Annotated in this window: 19 protein-coding genes; 13 read left to right on the plus strand and 6 right to left on the minus strand. The window is 63.1% G+C overall.

Translation table 11 applies throughout. The annotated features are described in order from the left end of the window. Nucleotides 1–2 precede the first annotated feature (2 nt). Nucleotides 3–449 (plus strand): dUTP diphosphatase, encoded by a 447-nt coding sequence (dut, locus tag BG57_RS22220; protein ID WP_035968127.1) that lies wholly within the window; start codon nt 3–5, stop codon nt 447–449. Between the two features lie 72 nt (nt 450–521). On the opposite strand, the gene clpA is transcribed toward dut, so the two are convergent. Both clpA and clpS read right to left on the minus strand, forming a co-directional pair. After that, nucleotides 522–2825, minus strand: coding sequence for an ATP-dependent Clp protease ATP-binding subunit ClpA (gene clpA, locus BG57_RS22225; protein WP_035968130.1), 2304 nt, complete (start codon nt 2823–2825; stop codon nt 522–524). Beyond that, on the minus strand, nt 2822–3136 hold the full coding sequence (clpS, locus tag BG57_RS22230; protein WP_008351199.1) for an ATP-dependent Clp protease adapter ClpS: 315 nt from the start codon (nt 3134–3136) through the stop codon (nt 2822–2824). The genes clpA and clpS overlap by 4 nt, the downstream gene beginning before the upstream one ends. Nucleotides 3137–3651: 515 nt before the next feature. Here clpS and cspD point away from each other — a divergent pair. Beyond that, nucleotides 3652–3858 (plus strand): cold shock domain-containing protein CspD, encoded by a 207-nt coding sequence (gene cspD, locus BG57_RS22240; RefSeq protein WP_008351201.1) that lies wholly within the window; start codon nt 3652–3654, stop codon nt 3856–3858. Nucleotides 3859–4008: 150 nt separating this feature from the next. Here the strand turns inward: cspD and icd are convergent, their stop codons facing one another. Further along, nucleotides 4009–5265, minus strand: coding sequence for an NADP-dependent isocitrate dehydrogenase (icd, locus tag BG57_RS22245; protein ID WP_035968135.1), 1257 nt, complete (start codon nt 5263–5265; stop codon nt 4009–4011). Between the two features lie 202 nt (nt 5266–5467). On the opposite strand from icd, the gene BG57_RS22250 reads away from it, so the two are divergent. The 10 genes from BG57_RS22250 (at nt 5468) to BG57_RS22295 (ending at nt 16508) form a co-directional block, all read left to right on the plus strand. After that, on the plus strand, nt 5468–6043 hold the full coding sequence (locus BG57_RS22250; RefSeq protein ID WP_035968137.1) for a pseudouridine synthase: 576 nt from the start codon (nt 5468–5470) through the stop codon (nt 6041–6043). Nucleotides 6044–6407: 364 nt separating this feature from the next. Next, complete coding sequence (locus BG57_RS22255) at nt 6408–6623, plus strand: hypothetical protein (protein WP_035968139.1); 216 nt, start codon at nt 6408–6410, stop codon at nt 6621–6623. Nucleotides 6624–6922: 299 nt separating this feature from the next. Beyond that, the gene (locus BG57_RS22260) at nt 6923–7363 is read left to right on the plus strand and encodes a DUF192 domain-containing protein (protein WP_052005942.1); all 441 of its coding nucleotides are present in this window, start codon (nt 6923–6925) and stop codon (nt 7361–7363) included. A 247-nt stretch (nt 7364–7610) separates the two neighbouring features. Next, nucleotides 7611–9716, plus strand: a complete 2106-nt coding sequence (gene fusA, locus BG57_RS22265; protein WP_035968140.1) for an elongation factor G — start codon at nt 7611–7613, stop codon at nt 9714–9716. Between the two features lie 102 nt (nt 9717–9818). After that, the gene (locus tag BG57_RS22270; protein WP_035968141.1) at nt 9819–10298 is read left to right on the plus strand and encodes a cupin domain-containing protein; all 480 of its coding nucleotides are present in this window, start codon (nt 9819–9821) and stop codon (nt 10296–10298) included. A gap of 115 nt (nt 10299–10413) precedes the next feature. Further along, nucleotides 10414–12075: an ABC transporter substrate-binding protein gene (locus tag BG57_RS22275; RefSeq protein ID WP_035968142.1), complete on the plus strand. Its 1662-nt coding sequence runs from the start codon at nt 10414–10416 to the stop codon at nt 12073–12075. 12 nt (nt 12076–12087) lie between these two features. Continuing rightward, a complete protein-coding gene (locus BG57_RS22280; RefSeq protein ID WP_035968143.1) occupies nt 12088–13095 on the plus strand; it encodes an ABC transporter permease in 1008 nt (335 codons plus the stop codon). After that, nucleotides 13092–13949, plus strand: coding sequence for an ABC transporter permease (locus BG57_RS22285; RefSeq protein ID WP_035968144.1), 858 nt, complete (start codon nt 13092–13094; stop codon nt 13947–13949). The genes BG57_RS22280 and BG57_RS22285 overlap by 4 nt, the downstream gene beginning before the upstream one ends. Then, on the plus strand, nt 13946–16030 hold the full coding sequence (locus BG57_RS22290) for an ABC transporter ATP-binding protein (RefSeq protein ID WP_035968148.1): 2085 nt from the start codon (nt 13946–13948) through the stop codon (nt 16028–16030). Before BG57_RS22285 ends, BG57_RS22290 begins: the two co-directional genes overlap by 4 nt. 61 nt (nt 16031–16091) lie before the next feature. Beyond that, nucleotides 16092–16508, plus strand: a complete 417-nt coding sequence (locus BG57_RS22295) for a Rap1a/Tai family immunity protein (protein ID WP_174447241.1) — start codon at nt 16092–16094, stop codon at nt 16506–16508. Between the two features lie 11 nt (nt 16509–16519). On the opposite strand, the gene BG57_RS22300 is transcribed toward BG57_RS22295, so the two are convergent. From BG57_RS22300 to aspT (BG57_RS22310), 3 genes are read right to left on the minus strand one after another with little or no spacing between them, the layout of a single operon-like run. Further along, entirely contained in the window at nt 16520–17365 is an 846-nt protein-coding gene (locus tag BG57_RS22300) for an aldo/keto reductase (RefSeq protein ID WP_035968154.1), read from the minus strand. A 53-nt stretch (nt 17366–17418) separates the two neighbouring features. Further along, nucleotides 17419–19125 (minus strand): aspartate-alanine antiporter, encoded by a 1707-nt coding sequence (aspT, locus tag BG57_RS22305; RefSeq protein ID WP_035968158.1) that lies wholly within the window; start codon nt 19123–19125, stop codon nt 17419–17421. Between the two features lie 29 nt (nt 19126–19154). Beyond that, a complete protein-coding gene (gene aspT, locus BG57_RS22310) occupies nt 19155–20837 on the minus strand; it encodes an aspartate-alanine antiporter (RefSeq protein WP_035968159.1) in 1683 nt (560 codons plus the stop codon). Nucleotides 20838–21350: 513 nt separating this feature from the next. On the opposite strand from aspT (BG57_RS22310), the gene BG57_RS22315 reads away from it, so the two are divergent. Next, nucleotides 21351–22352, plus strand: coding sequence for a LysR family transcriptional regulator (locus BG57_RS22315; RefSeq protein WP_052005939.1), 1002 nt, complete (start codon nt 21351–21353; stop codon nt 22350–22352). Nucleotides 22353–22363 lie beyond the last annotated feature (11 nt).

Here is a 22363-nt window from a genome sequence, read left to right on the forward strand (position 1 = left end):
CCATGAAACTCGACGTCAAAATTCTCGACGCGCGCATGCGCGACTTCATGCCCGCCTACGCGACACCCGGCAGCGCGGGCCTCGACCTTCGCGCGTGTCTCGACGCGCCGCTCATGATCGAACCGCATCAGACGGTGCTAGTGCCGACCGGTCTTGCCATCCATCTCGCCGATCCCGGCTATGCCGCGCTCATTCTTCCGCGCTCGGGCCTCGGTCACAAGCACGGCATCGTGCTGGGCAATCTCGTCGGTTTGATCGATTCGGATTACCAGGGCCAGTTGATGGTCTCGACGTGGAATCGCGGCGATACCGCGTTCACGCTGAACCCGATGGAGCGGCTCGCGCAACTCGTGATCGTCCCGGTGGTGCAGGCCGAGTTCAATATCGTCGACGACTTCGAAGTGAGCGAACGCGGCGCGGGCGGATTCGGGAGCACGGGCAAGCACTGAGCTTTACCTTGCTCAACGCGAAAAAAAACGGCGCGGTGGAAACCGCGCCGTTTTTGCTTCTGTCTGCCGCAATCAATCCACTTCGATCGCTTCAGGATTCGGATTACGCGGCGGCGCCGAGTTCTCGTCGAACGTGAGCTGCACCTTGTCTTCCGCATCGACATCCACGGTCACGCGGCCGCCGTTGAGCAGCTTGCCGAACAGCAGTTCGTCGGCGAGTGCGCGGCGAATCGTGTCCTGGATGAGACGCTGCATCGGACGCGCGCCCATCAGCGGATCGAAACCGTGCTTCGCCAGATGCTTGCGCAACGCATCGGTGAAGACCGCATCGACCTTCTTCTCGTGCAACTGATCTTCCAGTTGCATGAGGAACTTGTCGACCACGCGCAGGATGATTTCCTCGTCCAGCGAACGGAAGCTGATGATCGAGTCCAGACGGTTGCGGAACTCCGGCGTGAACATGCGCTTGATGTCGGCCATTTCATCGCCCGACTCGCGGCGCGACGTGAAGCCGATCACCGACTTGCCCATGGTCTCGGCGCCCGCATTCGTCGTCATGATGATGATGACGTTGCGGAAATCCGCCTTGCGTCCGTTGTTGTCCGTCAGCGTGCCGTGGTCCATCACCTGCAGCAGCACGTTGTAGATGTCCGGATGCGCCTTCTCGATTTCGTCCAGCAGCAGCACGCAATGCGGCTTCTTCGTGACGGCCTCGGTCAGCAACCCGCCCTGATCGAATCCGACATAGCCCGGCGGCGCGCCGATCAGCCGGCTCACCGCATGACGCTCCATGTACTCGGACATGTCGAAGCGCAGCAACTCGATGCCAAGCGTGAACGCCAACTGCTTCGCGACTTCCGTCTTGCCGACGCCGGTCGGCCCCGAGAAGAGGAACGCGCCGATCGGCTTGTCCAGCTTGCCGAGACCCGCACGCGCCATCTTGATCGATGCCGACAGCGCATCGATTGCCGGGTCCTGGCCGAACACGACAGCCTTCAGATCGCGATCGAGCGTCTGCAGCTTGCTGCGGTCGTCCTGCGACACGCTCTGCGGCGGCACGCGCGCGATCTTCGAGATGATCTCTTCGATCTCGCTCTTGCCGATGGTCTTCTTCTGCTTCGACTTCGGCAGAATGCGCTGGGCCGCGCCCGCTTCGTCGATCACGTCGATCGCTTTGTCCGGCAAATGACGATCCGTGATGAAGCGCGCCGACAACTCAGCCGCCGCCGACAGCGCACCCGACGAGTACTTCACGCCGTGATGCTCTTCGAAGCGCGACTTGAGACCGCGCAGGATAGCGACGGTCTGCTCGACCGACGGCTCGGTGACGTCCACCTTCTGGAAACGCCGCGACAAGGCCGCGTCTTTCTCGAAGATGCCGCGATATTCGGTGAACGTGGTCGCGCCGATGCACTTCAACTGACCCGACGACAGCGCCGGCTTCAGCAGGTTCGAGGCGTCGAGCGTGCCGCCCGATGCCGCACCCGCGCCAATCAGCGTGTGAATCTCGTCGATGAACAGAATGGCGTGCGGACGCTCCTTCAGTTCCTTCAGCACCGTCTTCAGGCGCTGCTCAAAATCGCCGCGATACTTCGTGCCCGCGAGCAACGCGCCCATGTCGAGCGAGTAGACCTGCGCATCCGCGAGGATGTCCGGCACTTCGCCGCGCGTGATGCGCCAGGCGAGGCCTTCGGCGATCGCCGTCTTGCCGACGCCCGCTTCACCCACGAGCAGCGGATTGTTCTTGCGGCGGCGGCAGAGCACCTGCACGACGCGCTCGACTTCCAGCTCGCGGCCGATCAACGGATCGATCTTGCCGTCCTTCGCCTGCTGATTCAGGTTCTGCGTGAACTGCGCGAGCGGCGTTTCCTTCTGAGCGGCGGCGTCTTCCGATTCCGGATTCGCTTCGCTGCTCGCCTTCGCGGCGTCGCCGCTGTTCGTCTTCGCGATGCCGTGCGAAATGAAATTCACGACATCGAGACGCGTCACGCCCTGCTGCTGCAGGTAGTAGACCGCGTGCGAGTCCTTCTCGCCGAAGATCGCGACGAGCACGTTCGCGCCGGTCACTTCCTTCTTGCCGTTCGAGGTCGATTGCACATGCATGATCGCGCGCTGAATCACGCGCTGGAAACCAAGCGTCGGCTGAGTATCGACGTCGTCCGTGCCGGGCACGGTCGGCGTGTTGTCGTGAATGAAATTGCGCAGGTTCTGACGCAAATCTTCGATGTTTGCTGCGCAGGCGCGCAACACCTCAGCGGCGGTCGGATTGTCCAACAAGGCCAGTAAAAGATGCTCGACCGTAATGAACTCGTGCCGCGCCTGACGTGCTTCCATAAACGCCATGTGCAGACTGACTTCCAGTTCCTGGGCAATCATGCTTCCTCCATCACGCACTGCAGCGGATGCCCCGCCTGCCGTGCATGGCTAACGACTTGCTCAACTTTGGTCGACGCAATGTCCCGCGTGTAGACCCCACAAACTCCCCTGCCCTCGCGATGAACCTTCAGCATGATCTGCGTCGCAGTCTCACGATCTTTATTAAAGTATTCCTGCACGATCATCACGACGAATTCCATCGGCGTGAAGTCGTCATTCAGCAGCACCACTTTGTACATCGCCGGCTTCTTGAGCTTCTGCTCCTGCCGCTCGAGTACCGTGCCATCCTGCTTGTTGGGATTAATCGCCATACACCCATTCTAAACAACACGGGCGCTCTCGCAATTGCCGCTCCAGCACCGGCCAAAAACCGGAAAGGGTTACTGAAACGCGCCTTGCGCAGCTACCGTCCATCGAATCCCGCCGGCGCCCAGGAATCTCGGCGCGGCCCGCTTGCATCTCGTTGAAACCAGTATCGCACAGCTTCAAAAAAAACAATCGAAGACACCGTGGCGGGCCGCCGGGCGTATCACACAAGTGAGTCGATTATGCGACTTTTCAAGATGGCTTGCTTGGACGGAGGCGCACACGCGGAGCAGGAATTACCCTACGAATGCGTTCTCTGCAACGAGCATAAGCTCTATCCCAAAAAAATCTTGACACTCGATTTAAGAGATTCAACAATCAAACTGGCACTTTTTTCCGGGGGCCTCCGGGCAAAAAAGGCCGAGGTGAGCTAGTGAGGAGGGGCGGTTGGCTTGTGGGGTGGGCCGTCGAGCTTTTCAAACGTGCTCGGGTTGCGACGAGAGTTAGAGGGGAAGTACGAATGTCTACTGGTACGGTCAAGTGGTTCAACGACGCGAAAGGCTACGGATTCATCACGCCCGATGAAGGCGGCGAGGATCTGTTCGCACATTTCTCGGCGATTCAAATGAACGGTTTCAAGACGCTCAAGGAAGGCCAGAAGGTTTCTTTCGAGATCGTCCAGGGACCGAAGGGCAAACAGGCATCGAATATTCAGGACGCTGCCTGACCGTTCGGATGCATTTGCCTCGTGAAACCCGGCCTCCGTGCCGGGTTTTTTTCATCCGTTGCCAGATCCCGGCACTCGGAGAATGCGGCCGACAAAAAACCCCGAAAGGCCTAAACCGTTCGGGGTTATTCGGGAATCGAGCCGTGCCGCTTACATATTCTCGATCATCACCTCGCCGAACGCCGAACACGACACTTGCGTCGCGCCTTCCATCAGCCGCGCAAAGTCGTAAGTCACGCGTTTCGACAGAATAGACCGCTCCATCGACGCAATGATGCGATCCGCCGCCTCGGTCCAGCCCATATGGCGCAGCATCATTTCGGCGGAGAGAATTTCGGAACCGGGGTTCACGTAATCCTTGCCGGCATACTTCGGCGCGGTGCCGTGCGTCGCTTCGAACATCGCGACGGAATCCGACATGTTCGCGCCCGGCGCAATGCCGATGCCGCCCACTTGCGCCGCGAGCGCATCCGAGATGTAGTCGCCGTTCAGGTTGAGCGTGGCGATGACGTCGTATTCGGCGGGACGCAGCAGGATTTGCTGCAGGAACGCATCGGCGATGACGTCCTTCACCACCACTTCCGCGCCCGTCTTCGGATGTTTCACCTTCATCCACGGGCCGCCGTCGATCAGTTCCGCGCCGAACTCCTTCTGAGCGAGCGCGTAGCCGTAGTCGCGGAACGCGCCTTCGGTGTACTTCATGATGTTGCCCTTGTGCACGAGCGTCACCGAGCGCCGGTTGTTGTCGAGCGCGTACTGGATTGCCTTGCGCACGAGCCGCTCAGTACCCTCGCGCGACACCGGCTTGATGCCAATCCCCGACGACTCCGGAAAGCGAATCTTCGTCACGCCCATTTCGTCGCGCAGGAAGGCGATGACCTTCTTCGCCTCGGCGGACTCCGCCGGCCACTCGATTCCCGCGTAGATGTCTTCCGAGTTCTCGCGGAAGATCACCATGTTCACCTTGTCCGGCTCGCGCAGCGGCGAAGGCACGCCCTTGAAGTACCGCACCGGGCGCAGGCAGACATATAGATCAAGTTGCTGACGAAGGGCGACATTCAGCGACCGGATGCCGCCGCCGACCGGCGTGGTCAGCGGTCCCTTGATCGACACGATGTATTCCTTCACGACATCGAGCGTCTCGTCGGGCAGCCAGACGTCCGGCCCGTAGACGCGCGTCGCCTTCTCGCCCGCGTAGATCTCCATCCAGCGGATTTTGCGCTTGCCGCCATAGGCTTTCTCGACTGCCGCATCGACCACCTTGATCATGACGGGCGTGATGTCGACGCCCGTGCCATCGCCCTCGATATAAGGGATGATCGGCTGATCCGGCACGTTGAGCGAGAAATCCGCGTTGACGGTGATCTTTTCACCGTCCGCCGGCACGTTGATGTGCTGATACGGCATGGTCGACTCCAGAGAAGGTCGGGCTCTAATGGAAAGCTGGCGGGATACAGCGAAACGGCCGGGCGCCGTCCGCAGGGATGGCCAGAACATCATTCTATGCCGCACATGCCGGCAATCACGCGCTACCGAAGCGAAGGCGGTTCGCGGATCATTATGCATTAAGATGCCGCTCCGACCGTCCTCGCGCCTGCCCTGCCCTCCGATGCCGCTCATCGCTCTCAACAAACCCTTCGGCACGATCTGCCAGTTCTCGGCGCACGAGACGCGGCCGTCGCTCGGCGACTGGGTGAAGACGCCGGGCGTCTACCCCGCGGGCCGCCTCGACGCCGACAGCGAAGGGCTGCTCCTTCTCACCGACGACGGCGCTTTGCAGGCGCGTATTGCGGAGCCGCGTCATAAGCTCGTGAAGCGCTATTGGGCCCAAGTCGAAGGCGCACCCGGCGACGACGCCCTCGCGCATCTCGCGAAAGGCGTCGATCTCGGCGATTACGTGACGCGGCCGTGCCGCACCGCATTCGTCGCCGACGCGCGCATCGAAGCGCTATGGCCGCGCAATCCGCCGATCCGGTATCGCGCCGCCATCCCGACGACATGGATCGAGCTTGCGATCACCGAAGGCAAGAACCGGCAGGTCAGGCGCATGACGGCCGCGGTCGGCTTTCCGACGCTGCGGCTCGTGCGCGTGGCGATCGGCGCCCTCGATGTCTTCACACTCGGACTTGCGCCCGGCGAAACCGTCGAAGTGCCGGCACGATCGCCGTGGCAGCGTACCGGTTGAATGACGTTCGCGAACGCCGATTTTTATCGGCGTTTTTTTCACGGCGATGACATCGAACAATGACAAGCCGCTTGCAGTGCGAACTTTTTTTTCATTCTCCGCGCGATTCTCGTGAAAAAGACGTCAACCGACCTTTTGCACCACGCGTTAAGCGCCACAGATGCCGTGCAAAGCTATCCGGCATGAACGAATCAAGCTTTCGATTACCTGTGTGCTCCAGGCTATTTGAAAGAAAAGGCGTTCACAGCCGTATCGAGTTTCTTTTGTCGATACGACTGTCAACCGAAAGGTGGATGGCTCGTTTACCGACATGACTCAATGACCGGGTCGTTTGGTTAATCAAACTCAAGCTGAGGATTCACAAATGAACAAACTGATCGCTGCTCTCGTCGCTGGCCTGTTCGCAACGGCTGCATTCGCACAAGCTTCGGCTCCGGAAGCTGCTGCTCCGGCAGCTGCTTCGACTGCTGCTCCGGCAAAGGCACACAAGTCGACGAAGAAGCACGCACACAAGGCTTCGCACAAGAAGTCGCACAAGGCTGCCGCTTCGGCGCCGGAAGCTGCTTCCGCAGCACAGTAAGTTTGTTGTAAGAGGCGGTAAAGCGAAGTCAACAACGAGCATTACCGCCGCTTGCGGCGTTAAAGGGCAGATCGCCGAAAGGCATCTGCCCTTTTGTTTTGCGTTCGTTTTGTATCCTCGTCCTCGCTTCAAGTAACATGCGCGGGCCTGCTGGTTATCCGGCGCGACGACTGATTTCAAAGGAGCATCGTGTGAATTCGCTATTGCTTTTGCTGCGTGCCTTGCGCTTTTCATTCACATCGGCCAAGGCTGCGCGGCGCTTGACGATTATCAACGCAACGCGCGCCTTTCTCATTGCGATGCTGCTGCCGCTCGCATCGATCACGCTGGCCGAAGCGCAGACCCTGCCGCCCGGCGCGAAACAGCCGTCCGACTTTCCTCGCGCGAAACTCACCGCCGGGATGTACGTGATCGACGCCGCAGTCGCCGCGAACGACGCCGACCGCGAGCAAGGACTCATGTACCGCACGAAGCTCGGCGCGAACGAAGGCATGCTCTTCGTGTTCAACGAGAACGCCGTGCACTGCTTCTGGATGAAGAACACGCTGATTCCGCTGTCGATCGCGTTTATCCGCGCGGACGGCACGATCACCGACATCGACGAGATGCAGGCAGAGACCGAGAACAATCATTGCCCGCGCAATAACGGCGTCTATGCGCTCGAAATGCCGAAGGGCTGGTTCGCGGCCAAGGGCATCAAGCCGGGCGTGAAGATCAAGGGATTGCCGGGCGCTCAGTGAGCCTGGCCTGAACGGTCGGCCAATGTCCCAAAGCGCGTTTCCCGACGCGCTTTTTTTTCGCCTGCACGCCCCGCCGCCCGAAGTGGGCCGCCCTTTGCGTCGAGCTGGCAAGATTCCTGCAAAGAGATTGTCGACGCGCTATCCTAAAAAGGTTAGCGCGATGCTGCCCCCACTGTTCGGCGGCCGCCGCGTGGCGCGGCGCACGACCTGCGCCGCGCCGCCATGACATCTTCCACAGGAGGTTCACGTGCCCCGCAAGACCCCCATCGAGCGCTATCGGAACATAGGAATTAGCGCTCACATCGATGCCGGCAAAACGACGACGACCGAGCGCATCCTTTTCTACACCGGCGTGACCCACAAGATCGGCGAGGTTCACGACGGCGCGGCCACGATGGACTGGATGGAGCAGGAGCAGGAGCGCGGCATCACGATCACGTCGGCCGCCACGACCGCCTTCTGGAAAGGCATGGCCGGCAATTACCCCGAGCATCGGATCAACATCATCGATACGCCGGGACACGTCGACTTCACCATCGAAGTCGAGCGCTCCATGCGCGTGCTCGACGGCGCCTGCATGGTCTACGACTCGGTCGGCGGCGTGCAGCCGCAGTCCGAAACCGTGTGGCGTCAGGCGAACAAGTACAAGGTGCCGCGCATTGCGTTCGTCAACAAGATGGACCGCGTCGGCGCGGATTTCTTCCGCGTGCAGCGGCAGATCGGCGAGCGTCTGAAGGGCGTCGCCGTGCCGATCCAGATTCCGATCGGCGCGGAAGAGCATTTTCAGGGCGTCGTCGACCTGGTCAAGATGAAGGCCATCCTCTGGGACGATGAAAGCCAGGGGATCAAGTTCGCCTACGAGGAGATTCCCGACAATCTCAAGGAAATCGCTCACGAGTGGCGCGAAAAGATGGTCGAGGCCGCGGCCGAATCGAGCGAGGAACTGCTCGAGAAGTATCTGACCGACCACGAAAGCCTGACCGAGGAAGAGATCAAGGGCGCCTTGCGCAAGCGCACGATCGCCAACGAAATCGTGCCGATGCTGTGCGGCAGCGCGTTCAAGAACAAGGGCGTGCAGGCGATGCTCGACGCGGTGATCGACTATCTGCCCTCACCCGTCGACGTGCCCGCGATTCTCGGCCACACCGAGGACGATCAGCAAGCCGAGCGTCATCCGAGCGATGACGAGCCGTTCTCAGCGCTCGCGTTCAAGATCATGACCGACCCGTTCGTCGGCCAGCTCATCTTCTTCCGCGTGTATTCGGGGGTCGTGAATTCTGGCGATACCGTCTACAACCCGGTGAAGTCGAAGAAGGAACGCCTCGGGCGCATCCTGCAGATGCACGCGAACGAGCGCAAGGAAATCAAGGAAGTGCGCGCGGGCGACATCGCGGCGGCGGTCGGCCTCAAGGAAGCCACGACCGGCGACACCCTCTGCGATCCCGACAAGATCATCATTCTCGAACGCATGATCTTCCCGGAGCCGGTGATTTCGCAGGCCGTCGAGCCGAAGACGAAGGCCGATCAGGAAAAGATGGGCATCGCGCTGAACCGTCTCGCGCAGGAAGATCCGTCGTTCCGCGTGGCGACCGACGAGGAATCCGGCCAGACGATCATCTCCGGCATGGGCGAGCTGCACCTCGAAATTCTCGTCGACCGGATGAAGCGCGAGTTCGGCGTCGAAGCGACCGTCGGCAAGCCGCAGGTCGCGTATCGCGAGACGGTGCGCAACAAGGTGACGGATGTCGAAGGCAAGTTCGTCAAGCAGTCGGGCGGGCGCGGCCAGTACGGGCACGCGGTCATCACGCTCGAGCCGGATCCGGGCAAGGGCTACGAATTCGTCGACGCCATCAAGGGCGGCGTGATTCCGCGCGAGTTCATCCCGGCGGTCGACAAGGGCATCCAGGAAACGCTGAAGGCGGGCGTGCTGGCGGGCTATCCGGTCGTCGATACCAAAGTGACGCTGACCTTCGGCTCCTATCACGATGTCGATTCGAACGAAAACGCGTTCCGCATGGCCGGTTCGATCGCCTTCAAGGAAGCGATGCGCCGCGCGAAGCCCGTGCTGCTCGAACCGACGATGGCTGTCGAAGTGGAAACGCCCGAGGAATTCATGGGCAACGTGATGGGCGATCTGTCGAGCCGGCGCGGCATCGTGCAGGGCATGGAGGACATCGCGGGCGGCGGCGGAAAGCTCGTGCGCGCCGAGGTGCCGCTCGCCGAGATGTTCGGTTACTCCACGTCCCTTCGCTCGCTGACGCAAGGCCGCGCGACCTACACGATGGAGTTCAAGCATTACGCGGAGACGCCGAACAACGTGTCGGAAGCGATCATCAATTCCAAAGGGAAATGATCGCGGCTCGCCGTTGTGACATTCGCGTGTAATATCGGAAGTCCGTTGCTCGCTCGTGTTGGTGGCGGCAACGGACTTTTTTTGTCCACGGACGCAAAGACCATGAGCGACGCACATCACATCGATTGGCGCGAAAACGGCGTCAAGGTCATCAAGGGCGATCAGCTCGACACCAACACCGCGCAGACGCCGGGCATGCACCGCGCGGCGGCCATCAATGCTGCGCGCGTCGGCGCGCAGAAAATCTGGGCGGGAACGGTCACGATCCATCCGAACGCGAAGACCGGCGCGCACCATCACGGCGCGCTGGAAAGCGTGATCTACATCGTCCACGGACAGGCGCGCATGCGCTGGGGCGAGCACCTCGAGTTCACCGCCGAGGCCGGACCCGGCGATTTCATCTTCGTGCCGCCTTACGTGCCGCATCAGGAAATCAACGCGAGCACCGATGAGCCGCTGCAGTGCGTGCTCGTGCGCAGCGACAACGAAGCGGTCGTCGTCAATCTGAACATCGACGCTGTCGAGCAGCCCGAAGAAGTCTATTGGGTCGATCCTATTCACAAAGATCCGCACGCCCACTAAAGCCGCATCGCGCCTGAAAACGCATGCGGCGCGTTCCTTGCTCCCGCGCCCTGACGCGCGACGCGGGTCCTTGCCTGACGAAAACGCCGGACAACAATCACACGGAACGACACGGATGAAGAAAAACTCGACCGACGCGCATCACATCGAACTCGCACGCGCGCAAGCCGGCGAACTCGGCAATCATGCGATCGACGAATTCAGGGCCGGCCGCCTCACGCGGCGCGAACTGCTGCGGCATGCGAGCGTTCTCGGCATCGCGCTGACGGCGGGCGGGCTGTTCGGCATGCCGATGGCGCGCGCGCAGGGCGCGGGCAAGCCCGGCGGCACGATCCGCGTCGCGCACATGACGCCGGCCGGCGCGGTCGATCCGCTGACCGTCACGGATGCAGCCGGTCTCGTGCTCATCAATCAGACGGGCGAATTCCTGATCGACGACGACAGCGAGACGCTCACGCTGCGTCCGGCGCTCGCGCTGTCATGGTCGTCGAACGCGACGGGCGATGTCTGGACTTTCAAGCTGCGCCCCAACGTGAAGTTCCACGACGGCCAGCCGATGACCGCGAAGGATGTCGCCGCGACCTTTAACCGCCTGGCCGATCCCGGCGCGGGGTCGGCGGCGCTGTCGGTGCTGAAGGGCGTGTTGTCGAAGAACTCGGCGAAAGCCATCGACGATCACACCGTCGAGTTCCATCTCGATGCGCCGAACGGCAATTTTCCGTACTACGTTTCGTCGGACAACTACAACGCGGTGATCCTTCCGGCGAACTTCAGCGGATCGTACGAGAAGTCGTTCATCGGCACGGGCGCGTTCAAGCTGGAGAAGTACACGCCGAAGGTCGGCGCGTCCTTCGTGCGCAATCCCGACTACTGGGGCGACAAGGCACTGCCCGATCGCGTCAATTTCTCGTTCTACGCGGACCATCAGGCGCAGCTTCTCGCGATGCAGGGCCGCCAGGCCGACGTGATGGGCGACTTCACCGTGCAAGGCGGCGTCTCGCTGCTGACGAACCCGCAATACAAGGTGCTCGGCGCGAAGTCGAGTTCGCATCGGCAGATTCATATGCGATGCGACACCGGCGCGTTCAAGGACAAGCGCGTGCGTCAGGCGCTCGCGCTGGCGATCAATCGCGAAGTCATCGTGAAGGGGCTGTTTCGCGGACGTGCGGTCGTCGGCAACGACAGTCCGTTTGCGCCCGTCTTCCCGTCGAGCGATCTCACCGTGCCGCAGCGCAAGCTCGATATCGCGCAAGCGAAGAAGCTGATGAGCGAAGCCGGCGTCGGGAACGGCTTCGACATCACGCTCACGACCGAGAAGTACATGGAGATCCCCGATCTCGCGGTCGTCGTGCAGAACGCGGCGAAGGCGATCGGCATTCGCATCACGCTGAAGGTCGAGAGCCAGGACCTGTATTACGGCTCGGGCACGTTCGGCAAGTCGGACTGGCTCGATTCGCCGCTCGGCATCACCGATTACGGGCATCGCGGCGTGCCGAACGTGTTCCTCAACGCGCCGCTCACGAGCGGCGGAACGTGGAATGCGGCGCACTTCAAGAACGCCGATTACGACAAGCTCGTCGCCCAGTTCGTCGCGGCGCTCGATGTCGCGTCGCAGAAGAAAGTGTCCGGGCAAATCCAGCGTCTGTTGCTCGATGAAACGCCTGTCATCATTCCGTATTTCTACGACCAGTTGATCGTCACGCGCGCCACCGTGAGCGGCGTGCGTTTCAACGCGATCTCGCAAATGTGGTTCGACCGCGCGACGGTATCGGCATAAACGAGAGCGTCCATGAGCACGATCACGCCAACGGCGCACGGTGCCGACTTCGCCAGAATGAAACGCATCATGCGCTTCGTCGGCGTGCGCGTGCTGCTTGCGCTCGTCACGCTTTGGCTGCTGTCGATGATCGTCTTCGCGGGCGGCCAGCTCCTGCCCGGCGACGTGGGCCGCGCGATTCTCGGCCCGCTCGCCGACGCGCGCGCGGTCGCGGCGCTCAATCATCAACTGGGCGTCGACAGGCCGCTCGTCACGCAATACATCGACTGGATCACGCATTTCGTGCGCGGCGACATGGGCGAGTCGTATGCGTTTCGCGCGCCGGTTGCGCCGTTCATCGGTGCGGCGCTGCTGAAATCGGCCAAGCTCGGCGCGCTCGCTTTCGTGGTCGTCGTGCCCCTGGGCATCGCGGGCGGCGTGTATGCGGCGCTCCACGCGGGGCGCTTCATCGATCGCGTGATCAGCATCGGCGGGCTGACGGCGACGGTCGTGCCGGAATTCGTGTCGTCGATCGTGCTGATCCTGATCTTCGGCGTGTGGCTGCAATGGCTGCCGATCGAAGCGACCGCGCCCGCCGACGCGAGCATTCTGCTGCAATTTAAGCATCTGATTTTGCCCGTGCTGCCGCTCGTCTTCGTGTTCTTCGGCTATATCGCGCGGATGGCGCGTGCAGGCACGGTCGAGGCGCTCGATGCCGACTACACGCGCACCGCGATTCTCAAGGGGCTGCCGCGCCGCATCGTGATCTTCCGGCACGTGCTGCGCAATGCGCTGCTGCCGACGGTGACGGTCGCCGCGACGCAGCTCGGCTACATGATCGGCGGGCTGGTCGTGGTGGAGACGCTGTTTCATTATCAGGGCATCGGTTCGCTGATCTACGGCGCGGCGAAGGCCAAGGACTTTCCGATGCTCGAAGCGGGCGTGCTGACCATCGGCGTGATTTATACGGCGGCGAATCTGATTGCCGACGCGCTCTACGTCGTGCTCAATCCGCGGCTGCGCACCGGAGGCGCGCGATGAGCACCGCCACCGCCTCCGCACCGAAACCGCGCCGCTTCGAAGCGCTTGGCGCGCTGCTGCGTTCCGGCACGTTCGACTTCGGCGCGCTGATCCTGCTGTTCTGGGTCACGTGCGCGTTGTTCGGTCACTGGCTCGTGCCGCTCGATCCGTATGCATCCGATCCGCTCAACTCACTCGCGCCGCCGTCGCCCGAACACTGGTTCGGCACCGACCAGCTGGGCCGCGATGTTTTCGCGCGCGTGATCGTCGGTTCGCGTGACATCCTCACCATCGCGCCGCTCGCGACGCTCATCGGCACGGCGGCGGGCACGGCCATCGGGCTGATCGTCGGTTATTTCGGCGGATGGGTCGATGCGCTCATCGGCCGTATCACCGATGCGCTGCTCGCGCTGCCGCTCGTGATCGTCGCGCTGCTCGCGCTGGCGGCGGTCGGCGCAAGCGACGCGACCGTGATTCTCGTGATCGGCCTCACCTTCGCGCCGATCACCGCGCGCACCGTGCGCGCCGCCGTGCTCGGCGAGCGCCATCTGGACTACGTGCTCGCGGCGCAGCTGCGCGGCGAGAACGCGTTCTACATCATGTTCGCGGAGATCCTGCCGAACGTGCTGCCGCCGATCGTCGTCGAGGCGACGGTCCGGCTCGGCTACGCGATCTTCGCGGTCGCGACGCTCTCGTTCCTCGGCTTCGGCATCCAGCCGCCTTCCGCCGACTGGGGCCTCGCGCTCTCCGAAAGTTATACGCTGATGGCGGGCGGCGCATGGTGGACGGTCGTCTTCGACGCCGCTGCGATCGCGTCGCTGGTGGTCGCCGTCAATCTCGTCGCCGATGCCGTGCAAGGAGTGCTCGACCGATGAACGGACCGCCGCCATCGGCATTCCCCGCGTTCGGCGCGGCCAAGGGCGATCAGGCCGATGCACTGACGGTCGTCGGACTGACCGTCGCGTATCGCGCGCGCGGGCACGAGCGCGAAGTGCTGCAGGACGTGACGCTGCGCGTGCGGCGCGGCGAAGCGTACGGGCTCGTCGGCGAATCGGGCTGCGGCAAATCGACGGCGGCGCTGGCGATAATGCGCTATCTGCCGCGCAACGGCCGCGTCAAGGCGGGGCGCATCACGATCGGCGGCCGCGATGTCGCCACGCTTCATGCCGATGCGTTGCGCGGCCTGCGGGCGAACGCGGTATCGATGGTCTATCAGGACCCTGGCCGCGCGCTGAATCCGTCGCTGACGATCGCGCGGCAAGTGTCCGAAGCGTTCGAAGCGGCGGGCGCATCCGCCGACGAAGCGCGCTCCCGCACCGCCGACATGCTGCGCCGCGTGCGAATCGCATCGCCCGAGCGGGTGATGGAGAGCTATCCGCATCAGTTGTCGGGCGGCATGCAGCAGCGCGTGGTCATCGCGATGGCGCTCGCATGCAATCCCGAACTGCTGATCCTCGACGAACCGACGACCGGCCTCGACGCCACGGTCGAAGCCGAAGTGCTCGATCTCATCGCGCAATTGCGGGCGGAACTCGGCACGGCCGTGCTGTTCATCAGCCATAACCTCGCGGTGATCGGGCGCATGTGCGACCGCGTCGGCGTGCTGTATGCGGGCAAGCTCGTCGAAGAAGGCGTAACCGCCGATGTCTTCGCGAAGCCGCGTCACCCGTACACGGTCGGCCTGTTGCGATGCCTGCCGACGCGCGGCCGCAGCAAGGAAAACGGCCGTCTCGACACGATCCCCGGTTCTCTGCCGCTGCCGGGATCGATTGCGCAGGGCTGCGTGTTCGCGCCGCGCTGCAAGCTCGCCGATGACCGATGCGTGAAAGACGCGCCGCCGCCGTACCGGATGGCGGCGCTGCACGGCGATCAGATGGCGCGCTGTCATTACCATGAGCGCGCGCAGGACTTGCCCCGATCCACGGCGGAAGCGCCCATGCCCGTCGCTGCCGCCGGCGATGAACCGGCGCTCGCGTTGTCCGCGCGCCATCTCTCGAAGACCTTCCGCGTCGGCGATGAGGAGGTCCGCGCCGTGCACGATGTCTCGCTCGATCTCATTCAGGGCGAAACGCTCGGGCTCGTTGGCGAATCGGGCAGCGGCAAGACGACGCTTGCCAAACTGCTGCTCGGCCTCGTCGCTCCGGACAAGGGCGCGACGCTCGAACTCGATGGCGAACCGTTGCCCGAGCGGGTCACGCGCCGCAGCGGCGAGCAGGTCAAGTCGCTGCAAATCGTGTTTCAGAACCCCGATTCGGCGCTGAATCGCGCGCATTCGGTGCGGCGGCTCATTGCGCGGTCGCTGTCGAAGCTCGCGGCGCTGCGCGGCGAAGCGAGGGAAACGCGCCTGCGCGCGCTGACCGAAGCGGTGCGCTTGCCGGAGCGTTATCTCGGCTCGCGCACGCGGCAGTTGTCGGGTGGATTGAAGCAGCGTGTGGCCATCGCGCGGGCGTTCGCGGGCGATCCGCGCGTCGTCGTCTGCGACGAACCGACTTCCGCGCTCGATGTCTCCGTGCAGGCCGCGATCCTCAATCTGCTTGCGGACCTGCAGCGCGAGCGGCGCGTGAGCTACGTGTTCATCTCGCACGATCTGAACGTCGTGCGCTATCTGTCCGATCGCATCGCGGTGCTCTATCTCGGACGCATCATGGAGATTGGCCGCGCCGCCGATGTCTTCGATGGCCCGCAGCATCCGTACACCGAAGCGTTGCTGTCGTCGGCGCCGTCGCTCGACGAAACCGATGCGGGCAGCAAGCGCATCCGTCTGTCCGGCGACTTGCCGAGCGCGGCGAACCCGCCTTCCGGCTGCGTGTTTCATACGCGATGCCCGCGCAAGATCGGCGACATTTGCGAGCGTGAGACGCCGCCTTGCCGCGATGCGGGCAACGGCCACGCGATCGACTGCCACATTCCCGTCGACGAGTTGCGCGCGCTGCAATCGCAGGAAAAGGTCATCTGAAACGACGCACGCCGGAACCAAAGCGCGTTACGGGCCTCTCATCGACATCACAACAACGAGGATGTCCATGAAAAAGTACGCTCTCTCGCTCGCAGCTTCCCTGGCGCTTGGCGCCGCCGTTTCGGCTCATGCACAGTCGGCGCCCGCGCCCGGCGCATCCGATCCGTCCTTCTCGGCGTGGTCGCTTGCGCAACAATGCGGCCAGAAAGGCGACAACGCGGCGCAAGGCCAGTGCGTCGGCGCGGTGCGCGGCATCGTGCGGGGCTATCAGTACGGCGTGCTGTTCTTGTCGCAACGTGCATCGCTCGCGGATACCGACACGAAGCGCGGGTCGCTGTGTCTCACGAACACGTCGGTGTCGTCGATCGTCGATGACTTCATCGCCGATGCAAAGCAGGTCAGCGAAGCCGATTTGCGGCGCACGCCGGCCGAAGTCGCGGTGCTAGGGTCGGTGCACGCGCACCATGCTTGTTCCTGAGCGGTTGAAAGCTAAAGCATCTCCAGCCCCCGCTTGACCTTCGGCGGCTTGAACTGCTGATCGATATCCGCGAGTTCGTCGGTGGACAAGTGGATATCGAGTGCGGCGCGATTCTCGCGGACATGCGCAACATCGGCGGCTTTGGGTATCGCGATTACGTCCGGCTGCTGCAACACCCACGCGAGCGCGACCTGAAACGCCGACACGCCACGCGATGCGGCGATCTTCTCCAGCACTCCGCCGCGCGGCAGCCGCGCATGATCGACGGGGCTATACGCCATCGCCGGCAGCCGATGTTCCCGCAGCCACGGCAGCAGATCGAACTCAGGCCCGCGTCGCGCGACGTTATACAGAATCTGATCCGTCGCGCACGCATCGCCGCCATCGAGCGCGAAAAGCTCTTCCATATCGTCGGTGTCGAAGTTGCTCACGCCCCAATGGCGAATCTTGCCGTCGCGCTTCAGCTTCTCGAAACCCGCGACCACGCCCGGCAGATCCTCGCCGCCGCGCCAGTGCAGCAAGTACAGGTCGATGCGATCCGTCGCCAGCCGCTTCAGGCTCCGTTCGCACGCGGCCTGCACGCCGCGCTCCGTGCCGTTATGCGGATACACCTTGCTGACGATGAAAAGATCTTCGCGCCTGTCCGACAACGCCTCCGCGATGAGCCTCTCGCTTTCGCCGTCGCCATACATCTCGGCCGTATCGATGAGCGTCATCCCCAGTTCGACGCCCTCGCGCAACGCGGCGATCTCCGCCTTGCGCGCGTTCGGTCGCTCGCCCATTTCCCAGGTGCCCTGACCGAGTTTCGGAATCGCTTCGCCGTCCGGCAGTTCGACGGCAGGAATTGCGTTCGCCATGAGGAGCCTCCTTGTGTCCCGCCGATTATGGCGCAAGGCGGCATCTCATGCCGTCACACGAGCCCGACGATCAGCGGCCCGAGCAGCGTCAGCAACACGTTCGCGAGCGCATAGGTGACGGCGAAGGCCGCCGTCGGCGCCGGGCTTTCCGCCTTGTCGAGCACGCCGCCGAACGCGGGATTCGCGCTGCGCGCTCCGGACAGCGCACCCGCGAAGATCGCCGCGTTGTCATAGCGCAGCACGTAGCGCCCGAAGAGCATCGCCAGCAGCAGTGGAAACAGCGTGACGAACTCGCCGAGCAGAAAGATCGTGAGGCCGCTCTGCTTCACCGTGACCACGGCCTGCAAGCCCGAATTTAGCCCGACGACCGCCACGAACGCGGCGAGCCCGAAGTCCTTCAGCAATTGCGATGCAGCCGGCGGCATCACGCCGTACATCGGATGCTTGCCGCGCATCCAGCCGAATACGAGCCCCGCGAGCAGACAGCCGCCGCCCGAACCGAGCGTAATCGGTATGCCGCCCACGCGCACGACGATCAGCCCGATCAGCAGCCCGACGACGATGCCCACGCCCATGTAGATGAAATCGGTCTTGTCGGAGTACGGCAGTTCGTAGCCCGCCGCGTCGACGGCGCGCTTCGTGTCCTGCGGCGAGCCATAGAACGTGATGACATCGCCATGTTCCAGGCGCGTTTCGGGTAGCACGGGCAGCGGCATCCCGGCGCGCGTGACGGCGTGTACGTAGACGCCGTGGCGCATGTCGCGATCGACGGTGGCGCGCACGGCTCGCATCGTCCAGTGATTCATGCCGCGCATCGCGAAGACGCCCTGGCGCTTCTGCATGACGACGCTGACGCCGTCCGTGTCCGCGACTTCCTCGCCGAGTTGCGCCGCCGCGCCCGCCATCACCTCGCGCCGCCCGACGACGAGCACGATATCGCCCGGCTCGAGCGTCATGTCGGGCTGCGGTTCGATCGCGTGGCCGGCGCGCCGGATGCGCTCGATGGTGATCGCATCCTGTTCGTCCATCTCGATGTCCGCGACCGTGCGCCCTGCCGCGCCCGCGCCGCCAGCACCGTCCAGCATCACGCGATACGTCCGCCCGACCAGGGGCGGCAGCGCCGAAACCTGCCCCGGCGCGGGACCGCCGAGGCCGCCCGCAAGCGACTTCTCCGCTTCGATCGACGCTTCCTTCAGGCTTTGTCCCATGAACTTCGGCAGGATGTTCACGCATACGATGATGGCGCCGAGCGAGCCGAACACGTAGGTAACTGCATAGGCGATGGCGACATCCGCCTGCAGCGCCTTCGTCTCCTGCGCCGGCAAGCCGAGCCGCGCGATGGCGTCGCCCGCGGTGCCGATGATCGCCGATTGCGTGAGCGCCCCGCCCGCCAGCCCCGCCGCGAGTCCCTTGTTCAGGCCGAAGACCTTCGCGCACCCGATCACCGTGACGAGCGCGGTGACGGCGAGAAAGACGGCCATCGCAATCTCGCGCAGCGTCCGGCGATTCAGCGAGTTGAAGAACTGCGGCCCCGAGTCGTAGCCGACCGCGTAGATGAACACGGCGAACATCACGGACTTCACGCCGTTGTCGATCTGCACGCCTACCTGACTCACGACGACCGCCGCCAGCAGCGAACCGCCGACGCCGCCCAGCTGGAACTTGCCGAAGTTGATCTGGCCGATCAGATACCCGGCCGCCAGCGACAGGAACAGCGCGGTTTCCGGCGACTTCTGGAAAACATGATGGAGCCAGTCCACTGCGCCCTCCGGGGTAGCGGCCGAATCGTTCAGCCAAGCTTGCTAACGAGTCCGACGACGAGCGGGCCGAGCAACGGCAACAGCACGTTCGAGATCGCGTAAGTGATCGTGTAGCCGATCACGGGCGTCGAATTTCCCGTCACGCCGACGAGCGCGCTAATCGCCGGCGTGCTGCATTGCTGACCGGCGATCGCGCCGAGCAGCATCGGCACTTCGAGCTTGAGGAGCAGGCGGCCGATGAGAAGCGAGGCGATCGCCGGCCCGAGCGTGATGGCGATGCCCGCGATCGGCAGCGCAATGCCGAACTCGCGGATCAGCCGCAACGCATCCGCCCCCGCCGACAGCCCCACCGCCGCGATGAAGGTGCACAAACCGAAGTCCTTGAGAATCTGCGCCGCCGCCGACGGCAACGAGCCGATCAGCGGATACCGCGAGCGAATCCAGCCGAACACGAGCCCCGCAAGCAGACAGCCGCCGCCCGTCCCGAGCGACAGGTCGATGCCGCCCACGTGCGCCGACAGCCGTCCGATGGCGATGCCGATCAGCACGCCGATCCCGAGAAAGACGAAATCGGTCTTCTGCGTCGCGCGGATGATGTAGCCGAGCTTTGCCGCGCCGCGCGCGACATCCGCCTTTGCGCCGACGAGCGTCAGCACGTCGCCGCGCTGCACTTGCGTGCCCGGCAACGCGGGGATCGTGCTGTCGAGGCGCGTCACGGCGGCGACGTACACGCCGCGCCCTTCCGCCGGATTCGCTCGGGCGCGCGCCTGCGCGAGCGTCAGTCCGTGCATTGCGCGGTTCGTGAGCATCACGTCGACTTTCTCGACGAAGACATCCGATCCGCCGTTGCTGAACACTTCCTCGCCGATCAGCGGGATCGCATCGAGAAGCGCCCCGCGCCGCCCCGCGATCACGATGCGATCGCCCGCTTTCAGCACGACGGCCGGCTGCGCCTTGACGACGGAACGCTCGCGCACCACGCGCTGCACGCTGATGTCGTGCCCGAAGCGCTTCTCGAGGTCGCCGATAGCAAGCCCCGCGGCCGTCGTCACCTTCAGTTCCCGCGCGGCGAGCGGCGACACGGCGGGCGCCTGCCCTTCGGCGAGCGCGCCGTCGCCGCCGAGTTGCCGCCACACGCGCTCCGCTTCGTCGCGCAAATTCACACGGACGATGAGCGGCGCAATCTGGCTGACGAACAGCACGATGGCGACGAGCCCGAACAGATAGCTCACGCTGTACGCGGTCACGATGTTCGCCTGAAGCCGCGCGATTTCCGCCGCGGGCAGGTTGAGCCGCGCCACGGCCTCGGATGCGGTGCCGATCACCGCCGATTCCGTCGCGCCACCGGCGAGCAATCCGGCCGCTGTCCCTGCATCGAGCCTGAGCGCCGCCGCGATGCCGAGCACGAGCGCGACCACGAAAATGACCTCGACAAGAGACAGCGCCCCGTAGCGCCATCCGCGTCCGATGTTCGCGAAAAATTGCGGACCGCCCGTGAAACCGAGCGCGAAGATGAAAAGCGCAAACGCGATGTTTTTCAAATCCGGAGATATGCGCGCGCCGCTTTGGCCGAGTATCAGCGCGACGATCAGCGTGCCGCAGACGCCGCCCAGTTGAATCGGCCCGAATTTCAGCGACCCAATGAAAAAGCCTATCGCCAGGCTGGCGAATAGTGCGATTTCCGGTTGTCGCACGAGAAGTTGCCAGAGCATGGCGCTTTATCCTTATCGGTTCCAACGTATCACGTGCATTATCAATATGACTTGAATGCTAGTTGGTCGATGCAAAACGTGCAGGTTCAGACTATCGGGACTCCCCTCGCGGTACAAAAAAATCATGCGTGCACCACAATGCGGAAACTCGCCATAAGCAATGAGAAGCAATAAACAAGCAGCCGGTTCAATTAAGTATATTCACCATTTAGTGAGCGAGCATATTGGTAAGAAGAACACTGCGCAACAAGACTCGCAAATTACAGACGCATTTCACCCAATCGGTTGAACGATCTATTTAAAGCGCAACGAAGAGAATAATGTTTCTTAAAGCACGTTTTCTTGATCGTATTGTTTCGCCTCGGCAAGTTTTTCCAAGGGCTGAAGAATTGTTATTCTGATATTGCAATATCTTCTTTTTGTCAATATTATGCGTACAAGCATCTTAAAAAGTGGGTGACCCGCAAGGTGACGCTCACATTCAACGCGGCACAACTGAGAGAGGGCCAAACGATGAATCAGATCCATGCTATGCGTGTGTTCGTTCGCGTGGCGGACACGGAAAGTTTTCGACGTGCCGCGCAGCAACTCGACGTTTCGAATGCGTTGGTTACCCGCGCGATTGCAATGCTAGAAGCGCACCTCCGAACTCGCCTTATTAACCGCACCACTCGCAATCTCTCATTGACTGAAGCCGGCACCCGTTATTTGGAGGGATGCCGCGCATTACTCGAAGAACTCGATCATCTTGAATCCGCCGTCACGCATACCGAAGGCGAGCCGAGCGGCACGCTGCGTGTCGTGGCATCCAGTGCGCTTTCATTACTCACGTTGACGCCGCTCATCGACGGTTTCCGCAAGCTTTATCCGAAGGTGAATGTCCGCCTTACACTGGCCGAGCGGCACGTCGATCTTGTCGAAGACGGTTACGACGTCGGCATCGTCGCGGCGTTCATGGTCACGAGCACCGCGCTGGTCGAGCGGCCCATCGGCGTGAATGCGCTGGTGCCGGTCGCAACGCCCGCGTTCGTGGCCGAGCACGGCCTGCCCGCCGCGCCCTCCGACCTTCAAACGATGCCGTCGGTCGGGCTGCCTAACGACATGCGCAGTTCGTCATGGCACTTCCGGCATCGGCTGGGTACATCGGAACAGGTGACGCTCGCGCCGGTCTACTCGGTCAACAGCGCGCTGATGGTGAGGCTCGCGACGCTGCGCGGCATGGGCTTCTCGGTGCTGCCGGAAGGCATCGTGGCCGGCGACATCAGCGACGGATCGCTCGTGCGGCTCTTGCCCGACTATTCGGTCGAGGACCCCGAAATGAAGCTGTCGATCGTCTATCCGGGCCGTCAGTATTTGCCCGCCAAGACGCGCTTTTTCATCGACTATGCGCTGGAAAGGCTGACCAAGGAGATCAACTCCGGCAACACCCGGCCGGACGAGATGTTCCGTCAGCCGCCGGCTGGCTACCCCGCTTCCGTTGGGACCGGCGCCGCCGGCGCGGCGACAACGCATTGACGTTCGCGTTT

This window comes from Caballeronia grimmiae (assembly GCF_000698555.1).
Classification (GTDB): Bacteria; Pseudomonadota; Gammaproteobacteria; order Burkholderiales; family Burkholderiaceae; genus Caballeronia; species Caballeronia grimmiae.

Excerpts from the sequence above, each read along its gene's own strand:
- aspT (WP_035968159.1), bottom strand. The coding sequence starts at position 20,837 with ATGCTCTGGCAACTTCTCGTGCGACAACCGGAAATCGCACTATTCGCC.
- BG57_RS22270 (WP_035968141.1), top strand. The coding sequence starts at position 9,819 with ATGAGCGACGCACATCACATCGATTGGCGCGAAAACGGCGTCAAGGTC.
- BG57_RS22280 (WP_035968143.1), top strand. The coding sequence starts at position 12,088 with ATGAGCACGATCACGCCAACGGCGCACGGTGCCGACTTCGCCAGAATG.
- clpA (WP_035968130.1), bottom strand. The coding sequence starts at position 2,825 with ATGATTGCCCAGGAACTGGAAGTCAGTCTGCACATGGCGTTTATGGAA.
- BG57_RS22290 (WP_035968148.1), top strand. The coding sequence starts at position 13,946 with ATGAACGGACCGCCGCCATCGGCATTCCCCGCGTTCGGCGCGGCCAAG.
- icd (WP_035968135.1), bottom strand. The coding sequence starts at position 5,265 with ATGCCGTATCAGCACATCAACGTGCCGGCGGACGGTGAAAAGATCACC.
- BG57_RS22300 (WP_035968154.1), bottom strand. The coding sequence starts at position 17,365 with ATGGCGAACGCAATTCCTGCCGTCGAACTGCCGGACGGCGAAGCGATT.
- BG57_RS22315 (WP_052005939.1), top strand. The coding sequence starts at position 21,351 with ATGAATCAGATCCATGCTATGCGTGTGTTCGTTCGCGTGGCGGACACG.
- clpS (WP_008351199.1), bottom strand. The coding sequence starts at position 3,136 with ATGGCGATTAATCCCAACAAGCAGGATGGCACGGTACTCGAGCGGCAG.
- dut (WP_035968127.1), top strand. The coding sequence starts at position 3 with ATGAAACTCGACGTCAAAATTCTCGACGCGCGCATGCGCGACTTCATG.
- BG57_RS22295 (WP_174447241.1), top strand. The coding sequence starts at position 16,092 with ATGTCCATGAAAAAGTACGCTCTCTCGCTCGCAGCTTCCCTGGCGCTT.
- BG57_RS22260 (WP_052005942.1), top strand. The coding sequence starts at position 6,923 with ATGCTGCTGCCGCTCGCATCGATCACGCTGGCCGAAGCGCAGACCCTG.
- BG57_RS22250 (WP_035968137.1), top strand. The coding sequence starts at position 5,468 with ATGCCGCTCATCGCTCTCAACAAACCCTTCGGCACGATCTGCCAGTTC.
- cspD (WP_008351201.1), top strand. The coding sequence starts at position 3,652 with ATGTCTACTGGTACGGTCAAGTGGTTCAACGACGCGAAAGGCTACGGA.
- BG57_RS22255 (WP_035968139.1), top strand. The coding sequence starts at position 6,408 with ATGAACAAACTGATCGCTGCTCTCGTCGCTGGCCTGTTCGCAACGGCT.
- BG57_RS22275 (WP_035968142.1), top strand. The coding sequence starts at position 10,414 with ATGAAGAAAAACTCGACCGACGCGCATCACATCGAACTCGCACGCGCG.
- BG57_RS22285 (WP_035968144.1), top strand. The coding sequence starts at position 13,092 with ATGAGCACCGCCACCGCCTCCGCACCGAAACCGCGCCGCTTCGAAGCG.